This window comes from Microbacterium sp. (assembly GCF_035556355.1).
Classification (GTDB): domain Bacteria; phylum Actinomycetota; class Actinomycetes; order Actinomycetales; family Microbacteriaceae; genus Microbacterium.
This window is the reverse complement of record NZ_DATMFG010000024.1, coordinates 65,163-80,565: the sequence shown is the minus strand read 5'-3', so window position 1 is coordinate 80,565 and position 15,403 is coordinate 65,163. Positions and strand designations below refer to the sequence as shown.

Below are 15,403 nucleotides of genomic sequence, written 5' to 3'. Positions count from 1 at the left end.
CGGGGGCGGCATCCGCATGATCACTGCTTGTACGAAGCGAGGAAGTTGCCCAGCCGCTCGATCGCCTCGGTGAGCACGCGCGCCTCGGGGAGCGTCACGATGCGCAGGTGGTCGGGCGTCGGCCAATTGAAGCCCGTGCCCTGCACGAGCAGGACGTGCTCGGCAACGAGGAAGTCGTACACGAGCTTCGCGTCGTCGCGGATCTCGTACACCTCGGGATCGAGGCGCGGGAACGCATAGAGGGCGCCCTCCGGGCGGTGGCACGACACTCCGGGGATGGATTCGAGCGTGCGCCACGCGGCGTCGCGCTGCTCGTGCAGGCGCCCGGAGGGCGCGATGAGCGCGTCGATCGACTGCACGCCCGACAGCGCGGCCTGCACCGCGTGCTGAGCCGGCACATTCGGGCACAGGCGCGTGGAGGCGAGCAGCTGGATGCCCTCGAGGAACCCGGCCGCGTGCTTCTTCGGGCCGGTGATGACGAGCCAGCCGGAGCGGTAGCCCGCCACGCGGTACGTCTTCGACAGGCCGTTGAAGGTCAGGCACAGCAGGTCGGGCGCGAGCGTCGCGAGCGGGATGTGCTCGGCGTCGTCGTACAGGATGCGGTCGTAGATCTCGTCGGACAGCAGCAGCAGCGAGTGCTCGCGTGCGATCTCGACGATGCCCTCCAGCACCTCGCGCGTGTACACCGCACCCGTGGGGTTGTTCGGGTTGATCACCACGATCGCCTTGGTGCGCGGCGTGATCTTCGACCGGATGTCTTCGAGGTCGGGCTGCCACCCGTTCTGGCCGTCGCACAGGTAGTGCACCGGCGTTCCGTCGGCGAGGCTCGTCATCGCCGTCCACAGCGGATAGTCCGGCGCCGGGATGAGCACCTCGTCGCCCTCGTCGAGAAGCGCCTGCATCGTCATCGTGATGAGCTCGGACACGCCGTTGCCGAGGTAGACGTCGTCGGGGTCGAACAGAGGGAACCCGGGGACCTGCTCGTATCGCGACACGACGGCGCGTCGCGCGGACATGATGCCGCGGCTGTCGCTGTAGCCGTGGGCGTGCGGCATCGCCTCGATCATGTCGCGCACGATCTGGAAGGGTGCCTCGAAGCCGAATGTCGCAGGGTTGCCCGTGTTGAGCTTGAGGATCGTGTGGCCCTCGGACTCGAGCCGGTCGGCCTCCACCAGTGCCTGCCCGCGGATCTCGTAGAGGACACCCTTGAGCTTGCTGGATTGGTCGAGGGGACGGAGGGTCATCGTCTCAGGATATCCGCGAGGTCAGAGGTCCAATCGACGGCAGGTGGCCCGGGGCGTCCGCCCCGGGCCACCGTCGAGTCTGTGCTCAGCGCTTGCGCTCGGCCGCGCGGCGCTGCGCGCGGTTCATCGGTGCCTGCTGCGGGGCGGACTGGTCCGCGCCGTCGGTGCGCTGGCCGAACGCGCCGCGCGGGGCCTCGGCGGCGGGAGCCTGCGGCTGCTGCGCGGGCGCCTGAGCGGCCGCGGCGGCCGCACGACGAAGACGCGTCGCCGCCTGCTGCACCTGCCCGCGCTCGTTGCGCACCTCGACCTCGCCCGCATCGTTCGCGGCGGTGTACTGCAGGCGCTGACCGTCGACGGTGGGCGCGCTGAGCCCCTTCGCCTCGACCTGCGTCGCCTGCTCGTCCTCGCCGGCACGACGGACCTCGACCTCGAGGTTGTAGAGGTAGCCGACCGACTCCTCCTTGATCTGGCCCATCATCGCCTGGAACATCTGGTACCCCTCGCGCTGGTACTCGATGAGCGGGTCGCGCTGGGCCATCGCACGAAGGCCGATGCCGTCCTTCAGGTAGTCCATCTCGTAGAGGTGGTCGCGCCAGCGGCGGTCGAGCACCTGCAGCACGACGCGGCGCTCGAGCTCGCGCATCGCGGCGGACCCGAGCTGCTCCTCGCGCTTCTGGTAGGCGATCTTCGCGTCGGAGAGGATCTCGCGCTTGAGTCCCTCCGCGGTGATGCCGCCCTTGCGGCCGGCGGCCTCGGCGACGACCTCGTCGATCGTGACGCCGACAGGGTACAGCGTCTTCAACTCGGTCCACAGGGCGTCGAAGTCCCAGTTCTCGCTGTGACCGGATGCCGTGTGGTCGTCGATGATCGCGTTGATCGCATCCTCGATGAAGTGCTGGACGCGGTCGGCGATGTCGTCGCCCTGCAGGATGTGACGGCGGTCGGAGTAGATCGCCTCGCGCTGCCGGTTGAGGACGTCGTCGTACTTGAGGACGTTCTTGCGGATCTCGGCGTTGCGCGCCTCGACCTGCGCCTGCGCGCTCTTGATGGCGCGCGTGACCATGCCCGACTCGATCGCGACGTCGTCGGGGAAGTTCGTGCGGGCGAGGATCGCCTCGGCTGCGCCCGACTGGAACAGGCGCATGAGGTCGTCGGTGAGCGAGAGGTAGAAGCGGCTCTCGCCGGGGTCGCCCTGACGGCCGGAGCGACCGCGCAGCTGGTTGTCGATGCGGCGGGACTCGTGGCGTTCGGTGCCGAGCACGTACAGACCGCCGACCTGGACGACCTTCTCGGCCTCGGCGGCGACCTTCTCCCGCACGTCCGCATAGACGGCGTCCCACTCGGCCTCGTACTCCTCGGGCGTCTCGACGGGGTCGAGGCCGCGCGCCTTCATCTCCTGGACTGCGAGGAACTCGGCGTTTCCGCCGAGCATGATGTCGGTACCGCGACCGGCCATGTTCGTCGCGACGGTGACCGCCCCCAGCCGACCGGCGCGGGCGACGATCTCGGCCTCACGCGCGTGGTTCTTCGCGTTGAGGACCTCGTGCTTGATGCCCTTCTTCGCGAGCAGGCGCGAGAGGTACTCGCTCTTCTCGACGCTGACCGTGCCGACGAGCACGGGCTGGCCGGTCTCGTGACGGCGGGCGATGTCTTCGACGACCTGCGCGAACTTGGCCTCCTCGTTCTTGTAGACGAGGTCGGGCATGTCCTTGCGGATCATGGGCTTGTTCGTCGGGATCTGCACGACGCCGAGCTTGTACGTCGACATGAACTCGGCCGCCTCGGTCTCGGCGGTGCCGGTCATGCCGGAGAGCTTCTCGTACAGACGGAAGTAGTTCTGCAGCGTCACGGTCGCGAGCGTCTGGTTCTCGGCCTTGACCGGCACGCCCTCCTTGGCCTCGATCGCCTGGTGGACCCCCTCGTTGTAGCGGCGGCCCACGAGGATGCGGCCGGTGTGCTCGTCGACGATCATGACCTCGTCGTTCATGACGACGTAGTCGGTGTCGCGTTTGAAGAGCGCGAGCGCCTTGAGCGAGTTGTTCAGGAAGGAGATGAGCGGCGTGTTGGCCGACTCGTAGAGGTTGTCGATGCCGAGGTAGTCCTCGACCTTCTCGATGCCGGGCTCGAGTACGCCGACGGTGCGCTTCTTCTCGTCGACCTCGTAGTCGACGCCCGGCTCGAGCGTGCGCGCGATCTTCGCGAACTCGACGAACCAGCGGTTCGCCTCGCCCGACGACGGACCGGAGATGATGAGCGGTGTGCGCGCCTCGTCGATGAGGATCGAATCGACCTCGTCGACGATCGCGAAGAAGTGGCCGCGCTGGACGAGGTCCTCCTTGCGCCAGGCCATGTTGTCGCGCAGGTAGTCGAAGCCGAACTCGTTGTTCGTGCCGTACGTGATGTCGGCGTTGTACTGCTCGCGGCGGACCTCGGGCGTCTGCCCGGCGACGATCGTGCCGGTCGTCATGCCGAGCGCGCGGTAGATGCGGCCCATGAGGTCGGACTGGTACGACGCGAGGAAGTCGTTGACCGTGACGATGTGCACGCCCTTGCCGGCGATCGCGTTGAGGTACGCGGGCAGGGTCGCGACGAGCGTCTTTCCTTCACCGGTCTTCATCTCGGCGATGTTGCCGAGGTGCAGCGCCGCGCCGCCCATGATCTGGACGTCGTAGTGGCGCTGGCCGATCGTGCGCTTGGCCGCCTCGCGGACGGCGGCGAAGGCCTCGGGCATGAGGCGATCGAGCGATTCGCCGGCGTCGTAGCGCGCGCGAAGCTCCGCGGTCTCGCCGCGCAGCTCCTCGTCGGTGAGCTGCGCGTAGTCCTCTTCGAGGGCGTTGACGGCCTTCACGACCTGCTGAAGCCGGCGGAGGAGGCGTCCTTCACCGGCGCGGAGCAGTTTCTCGAGAGGGTTGGCCACGGAGTGTCTCCATCTGTCGGGCTGTGCGGCGGCCGCCGCTCCCGCGCGCACGCCGTCGGGCGCCCCGCGGGCATACCTGCCTATGTTATCCGCCCGTGACCTTGGTGTGCGCTGGGTGTGGAGTGCGAGAAGGGCGGGGATGCGGCATCCGTGTTGCTCGGGTATTCATATACTCGGCAATCACATACGCGGTGTGCCCGCGTGACGGACGGGAGAGCGCATGTCGGTGCGGCAGAGCCTCTTGGCCATCCTCGATCAGGGGCCCTGCTACGGCTACCAGCTGCGCGCCGAGTTCGATCGGCGCACGGGCTCGACGTGGCCGCTCAACGTGGGGCAGATCTACAACACCCTCGACCGGCTCGAGCGCGACGGACTCGTCGAGAAGGGCGCACCCGACGAGCACGGCCATGTCTATTGGCAGATCACGGATGCCGGCTCCGCCGCCGTGCGGGAATGGCTGGACTCCACCGTCGAGCGCCCCGCCGGCACGCGCGACGAGCTCGCGATCAAGCTCGCCGTGGCCGCGACCCTTCCGGGCGTCGACGTCGGCGGGATCCTGGACGCGCAGCGGCGCGCGTCCCGCACGCGCCTGGACGCGCTCCGCGCGGCGACCTACCCGGGCGACGACGCCGACGGCCCGGAGGGCATCGCGTGGTCGCTCGTGCACGACGCGATGACGTTCCAGGCCGAGGCCGAGCTGCGCTGGCTCGATCACGCCGAGCGGCGCCTCGCCGAGCACCCCGACCACACGGTCGGGCTCGCGCTGTCGACGATCCGTCCCAAGCGCGGGCGGCCCGCGGCATCCACCGCCCGCTGATCGAGTGCCCGCCGCACGCGCCCTGTCGCTTCCCAGGCGGCGCGCATTAGCCTGAACTGTGTCCACTGACCAGACCCAGATCGACGCCGAGGCCCCCGCCGAGCCCGCGCCGATGACGTTCTCAGACCTCGCTCTCGGCGATGCGGTCCTCAAGGCGCTGCGCGATGTGGGGTATGAGACCCCTTCCGCGATCCAGGCCGCGACGATCCCTCCGCTGCTCGCCGGCCGCGACGTCGTGGGTCTCGCCCAGACCGGAACCGGCAAGACCGCCGCGTTCGCGCTGCCGATCATCGACCGCCTCGACCTCTCGCAGAAGAGCCCGCAGGCGCTCGTGCTCGCCCCGACCCGTGAGCTCGCGCTGCAGGTGTGCGAGGCGTTCGAGAAGTACGCGTCGCATCTGAAGGGCGTGCACGTCCTCCCGGTCTACGGCGGGCAGGGCTACGGCGTGCAGCTGTCGGCGCTCCGGCGCGGCGTGCACATCGTCGTCGGCACGCCGGGCCGCATCATCGACCACCTCGACAAGGGCACCCTCGACCTGTCGGAGCTCAAGTACCTCGTGCTCGACGAGGCCGATGAGATGCTCAAGATGGGCTTCGCCGAGGACGTCGAGACGATCCTCGCCGAGACTCCCGCGACGAAGCAGGTCGCCCTCTTCTCGGCGACGATGCCCACGACGATCCGCCGCATGTCGCAGCAGTACCTGAACGACCCCGAAGAGATCACGGTCAAGGCGAAGACCAAGACGTCGGCGAACATCACGCAGCGCTATCTCGTCGTGCCGTGGCAGCAGAAGATGGACGCTCTGACGCGCATCCTCGAGGTCGAGAACTTCGACGGCATGATCGTGTTCGGCCGTACGAAGAACGTCACGGAGGAGATCGCCGAGAAGCTCCGCGCCCGCGGCTACTCGGCCGCCGCGATCAACGGCGACATCGCCCAGCCGCAGCGCGAGCGCACGGTGAACCAGCTCAAGTCCGGCAAGCTCGACATCCTGGTGGCGACGGATGTCGCAGCGCGCGGCCTCGACGTCGACCGCATCTCGCACGTGGTGAACTACGACATCCCGACGGACGCCGAGTCGTACGTGCACCGCATCGGCCGGACGGGCCGCGCGGGCCGCACCGGCGACGCGATCAGCTTCGTCACGCCACGTGAGCGGGGGCTGGTGCGCATGATCGAGCGCGCGACGCGCCAAGAGCTGACCGAGATGCCGCTGCCGAGCGTCGACGAGGTCAACGTCACACGCCTCGCGCGGTTCGACGACCGCATCTCGGCGGCGCTCGCCGAGACGGAGCGCATCGAGGGCTTCCGCGAGATCATCGCCCACTACGTGCGCCACCACGACGTGCCGGAAGTCGACGTGGCCGCGGCCCTCGCGATCGTCGCGCAGGGAGAGGAACGCCTGCTGCTCGAGCCGGACCCCGAGCCGCGCGCACGCCCGGAACGCCGCGAGCGCGGCAGCCGGTTCGAGCGGGACGGCGAGCGCGAGAGCGCCCGAGGCGAGCGCCCCGACCGCGGGCCCCGCAAGCCGCGCGAGGGCTTCGCGACGTATCGCATCGCGGTCGGGCGCCGTCAGCGCGTCGAGCCGCGGCAGATCGTCGGCGCCCTCGCGAACGAGGGGGGCCTGCGCCGCGACGATTTCGGCGCGATCCAGATCCGCCCGGACTTCTCGCTCGTCGAGCTTCCCGCCGACCTGTCGCCCGAGACGCTCGACCGGCTGTCGGGAACACGCATCTCGGGGCAGCTCATCCAGCTGCGGCTCGACTCGGGCGGGCCGAGCCGGCGTTTCGACCGCCCGTCCGACCGCGGCCCGCGGTCGAAGGACCACCGCCCCTCGCGGCGCTTCGACGGCGACCGATCGGAGCGCAAGCCGCGGCACAGATCCGATCGCGACGGCTGATGCCGAGCATCCGTCTCGGATGCTCGGCACAGTGCCGCCGACCGCCCAGCCGCCTTCAAGCTCGGCCCGTAGGATCGAGACATGGCGGGTTTCTGGGGCGCACGCAGGCGCGAAGAGAAGGCGGCGCTCGAGGCTCAGGACGCCGATCTGGCCCGCCGCGCGCGCAGCGCGCTGGTCTCCGCCGATGAGCGCATCCGCCTGACCACCGACGAGCTCGCGTTCGCCGAGGCCGAGCTCGGCCCGGGGCCCACCAACGACCTGCGCGAGGCGCTCAAGGCGGTGCGCACGCACATGCAGGAGGCGTTCCACCTCAACCAGCTCAACCACGACGACATCCCCGACACCCCGGAAGAGCTGCGCACGCGCAACGCGCGCATCGTGCAGCTGTGCGAGTGGGCCGAAGATCTGCTCGACGACCGTACGGCGGCGCTCGCGGAGCCGATCGAGCGGGCGCGTCGCGCTCCCGAGATCATCGCGGGGGTGAGGGCGGATGCCGCGCGCCTGCGCGCCCGGCTCCCCGAGGCCCGCGCGACCATCGAGCGCCTCTCGGCCCGCTACTCGGCCGACGCCATGAAGCAGATCGAGGCGAACCCCGCCGAGGCGGAGCAGCTGCTGTCGTTCGCGGAGCACTCGGCGGGCGTGGCCGAGCGTCGCCGCGAAGCGGGGCAGCGCGAGCAGGCGAACCTCGCGCTGGAGGCCTCGACCGAAGCGGTGCGCCGCGCGGCGACGCTCCTGGACGCGGTGGAGACGTTCGAGATCGAGGCGCTGCGCGCCGAGGCGACCCTCGCCGCGATCGTCGAGGACTCACGGGGCGACATCGCCGCCGCGCTCAAGGAGCCGCACACCCCCGCGGTGTCGAAGGCGATCGCCGACCTGCAGGCGGCGCTCGCCGCGCTTCCCCCGGCCGGCGTCAACACCGACCCGTTCACCCACCTGTCGCGCCTTCGCGAGGCGAACTCGGCGCTCGACGCCGCGATCGCCGCCGCCCGCGAGCGTGCGGCGCGACCGATCCCCCCGCTCGAGCACGTGCACCACGCGATCGACGACGCCGACCGCCAGCTCGCGGTCGCGCGCGACGTCATCGCGGGGCACCGCGGCTGGATCGGCGCCGACGCCCGCACGCGCCTCGCCGAAGCGGAGCGCGTGCGCGTCGACCTCGACCGCCACCTCGGCACGTCGGCGGCCGCGGCGACGTCCATCGACGAGGACCACCGTGAGCAGGCCATGGCGATGGCCCGCCGCGTCGCATTCCTCGCGGGCGAGGCCCTTCAGCTCGCGCAGCGCGACATCGACGCCGCCCGCCCGCAGGACATGGCCCCGTGGGGCGCCCCGCAGCAGGGCTGGGGCGGTCGCCGCGGCGGCGGAGACCTCATGGGCGGGATTCTCGGCGGTCTTGTGATCGGCAGCATCCTCGACGGCATCTTCGACTGAGACGGATGCCGCGGCGGCGCCGCTCGCGCGGCATCCGGTCAGCCGGCTTTGTCGGGCACAGCCGACCGCAGCGGTCGCGCGCCCGTGAGCCGCAGCGCGATCGCGCTCATGATGCCGCCGCCGGCGCACAGCGCGACGACGAGCCACATGACGGGTGCGAAGCCCGCCGCGCCGGTCCCGGCGATGAGCGACGCGAACAGGGGCGGGCCGACCGTCGACCCGAGGTTGCCGAGCTGCGTCAGCACGCCGTTCGCGCGTGAGGTGACCGTCGGGTCGGTCGACAGCGACGGGATGAGCCCGAACGCCGCGCCCTGGATGAGGCCCGAGAAGAACATGAGGGCGAGCGGCACGAGCAGGATCGGTATCTCAACCGCCAGCAGCGCCCACGTCGCGATGACGAGCACCGCGACCCCCGCGTAGCCGACGATGAGCACGACGGGCGGCGTCGTCGTGTACTGACCCACGAAGCCAGCGGCGATCGTGCCGATGATGCTCACGAGCGGCATCCACACCAGGAGCACGCCCGCGATGGACGCATCGTCCGCGAAGAGCGGCACGAACGTCACGAGCGGCACGTACATGAGTGTGTGGAAGATGAACACGACACCCGGCAGGAACTGCCGCGGCGAGCGGTACGCGTCGACGTGCGCACGGAAGAAGCCCTCGGGGTGAGCCTCCCGGTTCGGCTGCTCCCCCGGCACGTGCGGCAGCACGAGCAGCACCGCCGCGAGCAGCACCGCGAGCAGGATCGCGTGCCCGAGGAACACCGCACCGACGCCGCCCGCCTGCTCGACGATCGGCGCGAGCCATCCCGCGAACGCGAACGCCAGCCCGAAGAACGCGCCCCACAGGCTCATCGCGAGCGACACGTGTCGCGGGGCGCTCAGCAGGATGATGAGCACCGGGCACGAGATGACGAGCCCGAGGTGGGCGATCCCTTCGAGCACCCGAGCGCCGAGGAAGACGGGAAGCGGCGGCAGGAACGACTGCACGAGCGACAGGATCGCGCCGATCGCGAGGCAGCCGACGATGACGCGGCGGAATCCGATGCGGGCGGCGAGCACGCTCGCCGTCAGCCCGAGCACCATCCCGACGACCGCGGGCGCCGAGACGAACAGCGCCGCGACGGTCTCGGGGGCGTCGAAGGCCGCAGCCACCGGCAGGAAGACGGCTGCGACCTTCGCGAACTGCATGCCCGCCGCGATCCCCACCACGACGAGCAATCCGATGGGCACCCAGCGGGTGCGCGTGAGCGTCACCGGTGGCGCTACGAGGCGGCGCGCTCGGGAGGGGCCTGCGTGGTGAGCGAGATCACGCCGTAGTCCCAGCCCTTCCTGCGGTACACGACACTCGGGTGGTCGGTGCGCGTGTCGATGAAGAGGAAGAAGTCATGCCCGACGAGCTCCATGCGGTCGACGGCCTCTTCGACGGTGAGCCACTCGGGCTCGAAGTTCTTGGTGCGGATGACGACCGGCGTGTACTCGCCCTCGCCGTCCTCTCCCGTGATCACCGGGATCTCGCCGGTCGCGACGGCGTGGAGCACGTCGGCCGACACTGGCTGGACGTCGATGCCCTGGAGGGAGCCGTTCTGGAACTTCGCCCCGCGGGGGTGCTGACGGGCGTCGACCCGCTTCTCCTTCGCGCGACGGAGCTGCTGGCACAGTTTGTCGACGGCCATGTCGAGGGCGGCGAACTTGTCGCCGTCGGTCGCTTCGGCCCGCACGACGGGGCCCTTGCCCGTGACCGTCAGTTCGACGGTGTCGTCCTCCATGCGCCCGTTCTTGTACGACTGGTGCGTGACCTTGACGTCGAGGCGCTGTGCGCGCGGCGCGAGGTGCTCGATGCGGACGGCCTTCTCTTCGACCACGGTGCGGAAACGATCGGTGATACCGACACCCACGCCGACGATGCTGGTTTCCATCCTTGACCTCCTTGCTCCGGTCCCCCGGCCAAGGGCGGACCGGTCAGTCGCCTTGTTGACACCCACGCTATCCCGGCACCGCCCGGGTGTCACGTGAGGAAAGTCCCGTCGCGCGGCTTATGACGTCGCCCGGGCGTGTCGCGGGGTGCGGGCGACGCAGACGCCGCCCGCGACCTCGACGCCGGCCGCACGCAGGGCGCGGGCGGCCTCGTCGAGCGTCGCACCGGTCGTGACCACATCGTCGACGACCAACGCGCGGCGCGCGTCCGTGTCGCGCGCGCGCATGCTTCCGCCGACGTTCGCGCGTCGGGCGTCGATCCCGAGCCCGCGCTGATCGGCGGTGCTCCGCGCGGGCACGAGCAGGCGCTCCGCGCGCACACCGGACCGCCGGGCGACGAGGTCGACCACGCGGAACCCGCGGCGGCGGTAGGCGGCCCTCGAGGTCGGCACGGGGACGACCGCGTCGACGACGCCGACCGCCGACGCCGCCTCGACGAGGGCGGCGCGCAGCGGAACCGCGAGGGGACGGGCCAGGCCCGTGCGGCCGTCCTCCTTGAGGGCGCGGATGACGCGTGCCGCGACTCCCTCGAAGGCCAGGCCACTCCACACCTCGAGCCCCGATGCGAGACGGTCACGCGCCACCGCGGGCGCGAGCGCGCCGCGGCACACATCGCACAGCGAGACGTCGGGTTCGTCGCATCCGGCGCAGCTCACCGGGAAGAGCAGCGCGATCGCATCGGCGAGCGATCGGGTGAGGACGTCGGCGAGGGAGTCGGGAGGGGTCATGCCCCCACTGTGGCCGCCCTCGGCGGCCCTGAACGTTCGAGAGCGGCGGCCGGTGGATCGCGCGGGACGCGGCCCGCGCCGGGGAGGAGACGACGCCCTCAGCGTCCGCGCGCGATCAGCGCGGGCGGCCCTGCTGCGTCGCGAGCACGAGGACGCCCTGGGTCGTCTGCGCCCAGCTCGAGCCGCGCCGCACGTAGACGAGACCGTCGTCGGTGCGCAGGCGCACGGCCGCCGGAGAGTTGACCCCGGACACCGTGGACGCGGTGGTCGGGGCATCCGTCGTCGTCATCGTCCCGCCGACGACCACCTCGAACAGCGACACGCCTCCGCCTGAGCCCGAGGCGAGCACGCCCACGGTCGAGTCGTCGAGCCACGAAAGGGACGACGCTTCGCCCGGGAGAGTCGCGATGCGCTCGTGCTCGCCGAGCCGCACGGGCAGGCCCTGCGCGTCACGCACGATGCCGGCGACCCACACCTCATTGCTGCCGCCCGCGCTGACCGCCGCCGCGATGCGCGTGCCGTCGCGAGACACCGACATCGCATGCAGCTGGGTCGCTCCGGTCCACGCGTCGGCGACCGGTCGCACCGCCCCGTCGGCCCCGGAGACCTGCACCGCGGAGGGAGCGGCGGACGGAACGCTCCACACGTATCCGAGCGGGTCGGCGCTGGGGTCGACCAGCCCGGACCGCGTGTCGGTCACGAGCACGCCCTGGTCCGCGTCGAGTCGTGCGACGGCGCCGTTCGCGAGCCGCGCCGCGGCGAAGTCGCGATCCGGTGCGACCTGCACCGCGGCCGGCTGCGTCTCGACGACGAGCTGCGACAGTCCGGGGATCGGCGCGATCTCGCCGCCCGTGAGGAACCCGAATCCGTCGTCGGTGAGCACGAGCGGCTGCGCGACGACGCTCGTCGAGCGCGTCACCGCGGGCTCGGGCTCGAGTGGAGTCGTCTCGACGAAGAGGTCCGCGTGCGAGATGTTCGCCGTCTGCAGGCTCGCGTCGAGCTGCGCCTGGATGCGGCTCAGGGTCTCGGCGTCGAGGTCGAGCGCCTCGGACGAGAGCCCCACGTTCGCGACTCCGGACGACACGGGCACCGCGGCGGGCTCCAGGTGCACGCTGTCGGGCACGGCCGTCACGACCGACTCCGCGAGCCACGGGCTGGGGGCGCCGTCCAGGAGAGCGCGGGAGATGCGCGTCGCGGCGTTCGTCGCGAACCAGCGCACATCCGGCACGAGGTAGGTCCACGTCGGATCGAAGTACATGACCGCGTACTCGTGGAAGATGCTCGGGAACACGTTGCGCGCCAGCACGATGCCGTCGGGCGCCTCGGTGATGCGCCACTCCCCGTCGTCCTGCTGCGCGAGACGGAACGGCAGCTCCGTCGTCGTGCCCTCGTCGAGCGAGTACGCACCGTTCTCGTCGACCGTCGCAATCCGCACGAGGGCCGCCGACACCTGCCCCTCGGACGCCGAGGTGAACTCGCGTTCGCCGATGTCGACCGTGACGCTCGCCGTCGGGTCCCACTCGTCGCGCAGCGACGGCGCGAGGAACTCGCGCGCACGCTCCCAGCCGCCCGCGGCGCCCGTGCCCGCGCGGATGAACCCGTCGACGATCTCCTCGGGGGTCGCGCCCGGCTGCGGACCCGCCGGGATGAACGCGAACTCCGGCGCCGTCGCGACATCGCCCGCGGGAAGCCCCGGCTGCACCTGTCCGGTGGTGGGCAGCGACCCGCACGCGGTGAGCGTGAGCGCCGCGGCGATCGCGACGATGACGGACCGGATGCCGCGCCGCACCGCGCGACCTGTCCACGGCGTTCCGGTGGGCATCACGAGCGGCCTCCCGTGGTCGAGGCATCCGCGTCGGACCGGGGATCGGATGCCGCGGCATCCGGCGCCTGCACATCGAGCGGCTGCGTGAGGCCCAGGTCGTCGAGCGGCGCCGAGGCGTCGTCGCCCGGATCGACCGGGACCGGCGACGTCCCGGTGAGCTGTCCGCCCGAGCGCGGGAGCATGAGCACGAAGTTCGAGCCGCGACCGGGCTCGGACCACACGGCCAGCTCGCCGCCGTGCAGTCGGGCGTCGCCGAGGGCGATCGACAGTCCGAGGCCGGTGCCCCCGATCGTGCGGCTGCGAGAGGGATCGGCGCGCCAGAAGCGGTCGAACACGTGCTCGACGTCCTCGGGGCGCATGCCGATGCCGAAGTCCCGCACGCCGAGCGCGACCGTCTGCTGGTCGCTGTCGACCGTCACGACGATCGGGCGCCCCTCGCCGTGCTCGATCGCGTTGCCGAGCAGGTTGCGCACGATGCGGCGCACACGGCGCGGGTCGAGCTCGACCGGCGAGTACCCGCCCGGTGCGACGAGCCGCACGTCGCTGCCGTGCTGCTCGGCGAGCGTGTGCATCGAGGCGATGACGTCTTCGGCGAGATGCGCGAGGCTCGTGGGCTCGAGCTCGAGCTGCACGGAGCCCGCGTCGTACCGGCTGATCTCGAGGAGGTCGGTCAGGAGCGTCTCGAAGCGCTGCACCTGCGCGTTGAGCAGCTCGGCGGCGCGGGCGGTCGCGGGGTCGAACTCGTCGCGCCGGTCGTTGATCATGTCGGCCGCGAGGCGGATCGTGGTCAGCGGCGTGCGCAGCTCGTGCGACACATCCGACACGAAGCGCTGCTGCACGAGCGACAGGTCGGCGAGCTCCTTGATCTGCGACTCGATGCTGTCGGCCATCGCGTTGAACGAGCGGCCGAGCGTCGCGAACTCGTCCTCACCGCGCACCGGGAGCCGCACACCGAGATCGCCGGCCGCGAGCCGCGCGCTCGTGTCGGCGGCCTCGCCGATGGGCGTGGTCACCGACCGCAGCACGAACCACGCGATCGCGCCGATGAGCAGGACCAGCCCCACCCCGACGACCCACAGCGTGAGCTGCACGAAGCCGAGGGTCTGCTGCGCCGCGGCGAGGTCGTACGCGAGATACAGCTCGTACGCGCCGAGCTCGGGCACCTGGAGCTGCTGGCCCACGACGATCCCCGGCACCGAGCGGTCGCCGACGTCGATGCTCACCGACTGCCACCACTGGCGCGAGGCATCCGCCTGCACCGCCGCGCGCATCGCGTCGCTCACCGTGACATAGGACTCGAACCCGCCCGACACGAGGTCGGGGGGTGCGATCGAAGACGGCGTCTGGTCGGACCGCTTCATCGTGAACAGGTCCGTCTCGGACTGCTGCGCGATCGTGCCGCCCACCGCGAGGAGGAGGTTCTGCAGCTGCACCTCGCTGCCCTGCGGCTCGGCGGAGTCGAGCGTCGCCTGGGCCTCGACACTCGCGCGCAGCGCATCGGCCTGCACCTGGCGTGCGCGCGAGTCGAAGAGGTCGTTCTGGATCGCGAGCGCCATCCACACGCACGCCACGAGGATCGCGAGCGCCGTCAGGGCGAGCGTGATCAGGACGGTGCGGAATCGCAGCGACCGCCGCCACAGGAGCGCGATCTCGCCCGGCCACGCGCGCCAGTCGCGCACGCGGTTCGCGGCGGTGCGAGCAGCGGGCGTCTTCGTTCCGCCCGGTGCCTCGGCGCTGCCCCGGGCCATGAGCGCCTCAGACGACGGCGCCGGCGCGATAGCCCACGCCGCGCACCGTCGTGACGATCTTCGGGTTGTCGGGGTCCTGCTCGACCTTCGCGCGAAGACGCTGCACGTGCACGTTCACGAGACGCGTGTCGGCCTTGTAGTGGTAGCCCCAGACCTGCTCGAGCAGCATCTCGCGCGAGAACACCTGCTGCGGCTTCGAGGCGAGCGCCACGAGGAGCTCGAACTCGAGCGGCGTCAACGCGATCACGGTGTCGCCGCGGCGCACCTCGTGCGCGGCGACGTCGACGGTCAGGTCGCCGACGCGCAGCATCTCGCCGCCCGGCTGCGCCGCGGGGCGCAGGCGGGTGCGGATGCGGGCGACGAGCTCCTTCGGATTGAAGGGCTTCACGATGTAGTCGTCGGCGCCCGACTCGAGGCCCTTCACGACGTCGGCGGTGTCGGTGCGTGCCGTGAGCATGATGATCGGGACGCCCGACTCCGCGCGCACGCGCGTGCAGATCTCGATGCCGTCCATGCCGGGGAGCATGAGGTCGAGCAGGATGAGGTCGGGTCGCTCCGACCGCCACACGTCGACGGCTTTCGCGCCGTCGGCGCAGAAGACGGTGTCGAAGCCTTCCGTGCGCAGCACGATTCCGATCATCTCGGCGAGGGCGGTGTCGTCGTCGACCACCAGAATTCGTGAAGTCATGTAACGCGTCGGTCCTTTGCGTCCGGCCCGGGTGCGGCTGCGGGCACGACGGTGGTGCGCGTCCGCCGGGCGCTTCGCCCAGCGTAATCCACACCGCCTGAAGGCAGGCCGAGGGATCGCCGCGCG

Annotated in this window: 11 protein-coding genes; 3 read left to right on the top strand and 8 right to left on the bottom strand. The window is 71.1% G+C overall.

From position 1 onward, the window contains the following. Positions 1-20: 20 nt before the first annotated feature. Together VNR19_RS06740 and secA are read right to left on the bottom strand one after the other, a co-directional pair. Positions 21-1,244, bottom strand: a complete 1,224-nt coding sequence (locus VNR19_RS06740; protein ID WP_325725138.1) for a pyridoxal phosphate-dependent aminotransferase — start codon at positions 1,242-1,244, stop codon at positions 21-23. Between the two features lie 85 nt (positions 1,245-1,329). Next, complete coding sequence (gene secA, locus VNR19_RS06735; RefSeq protein WP_325725136.1) at positions 1,330-4,161, bottom strand: preprotein translocase subunit SecA; 2,832 nt, start codon at positions 4,159-4,161, stop codon at positions 1,330-1,332. Between the two features lie 220 nt (positions 4,162-4,381). On the opposite strand from secA, the gene VNR19_RS06730 reads away from it, so the two are divergent. The 3 genes from VNR19_RS06730 to VNR19_RS06720 all read left to right on the top strand — a co-directional run bounded on the left by VNR19_RS06730 (position 4,382) and on the right by VNR19_RS06720 (position 8,309). Beyond that, a complete protein-coding gene (locus VNR19_RS06730) occupies positions 4,382-4,978 on the top strand; it encodes a PadR family transcriptional regulator (protein ID WP_325725134.1) in 597 nt (198 codons plus the stop codon). 112 nt (positions 4,979-5,090) lie between these two features. Further along, positions 5,091-6,878: a DEAD/DEAH box helicase gene (locus VNR19_RS06725; RefSeq protein WP_325725423.1), complete on the top strand. Its 1,788-nt coding sequence runs from the start codon at positions 5,091-5,093 to the stop codon at positions 6,876-6,878. 81 nt (positions 6,879-6,959) lie between these two features. Then, positions 6,960-8,309, top strand: a complete 1,350-nt coding sequence (locus VNR19_RS06720; RefSeq protein WP_325725133.1) for a hypothetical protein — start codon at positions 6,960-6,962, stop codon at positions 8,307-8,309. 38 nt (positions 8,310-8,347) lie between these two features. Here VNR19_RS06720 and VNR19_RS06715 read toward each other — a convergent pair whose 3' ends face one another. From VNR19_RS06715 to mtrA, 6 genes are all read right to left on the bottom strand, one after another. Next, positions 8,348-9,568, bottom strand: coding sequence for an MFS transporter (locus VNR19_RS06715; RefSeq protein ID WP_325725131.1), 1,221 nt, complete (start codon positions 9,566-9,568; stop codon positions 8,348-8,350). A gap of 8 nt (positions 9,569-9,576) precedes the next feature. Then, positions 9,577-10,230 carry a ribosome hibernation-promoting factor, HPF/YfiA family gene (gene hpf / locus VNR19_RS06710; protein ID WP_325725129.1) on the bottom strand — a complete coding sequence of 218 codons (654 nt, stop codon included), beginning with the start codon at positions 10,228-10,230 and terminating at the stop codon, positions 9,577-9,579. Between the two features lie 117 nt (positions 10,231-10,347). Further along, positions 10,348-11,016, bottom strand: a complete 669-nt coding sequence (locus tag VNR19_RS06705; RefSeq protein ID WP_325725127.1) for a ComF family protein — start codon at positions 11,014-11,016, stop codon at positions 10,348-10,350. A 115-nt stretch (positions 11,017-11,131) separates the two neighbouring features. After that, positions 11,132-12,838, bottom strand: coding sequence for an LpqB family beta-propeller domain-containing protein (locus VNR19_RS06700; protein WP_325725125.1), 1,707 nt, complete (start codon positions 12,836-12,838; stop codon positions 11,132-11,134). Then, entirely contained in the window at positions 12,838-14,589 is a 1,752-nt protein-coding gene (gene mtrB, locus VNR19_RS06695; protein ID WP_325725123.1) for an MtrAB system histidine kinase MtrB, read from the bottom strand. Before mtrB ends, VNR19_RS06700 begins: the two co-directional genes overlap by 1 nt. Before the next feature lie 7 nt (positions 14,590-14,596). After that, positions 14,597-15,277 carry an MtrAB system response regulator MtrA gene (mtrA, locus tag VNR19_RS06690; RefSeq protein WP_325725121.1) on the bottom strand — a complete coding sequence of 227 codons (681 nt, stop codon included), beginning with the start codon at positions 15,275-15,277 and terminating at the stop codon, positions 14,597-14,599. Positions 15,278-15,403: the final 126 nt, after the last annotated feature.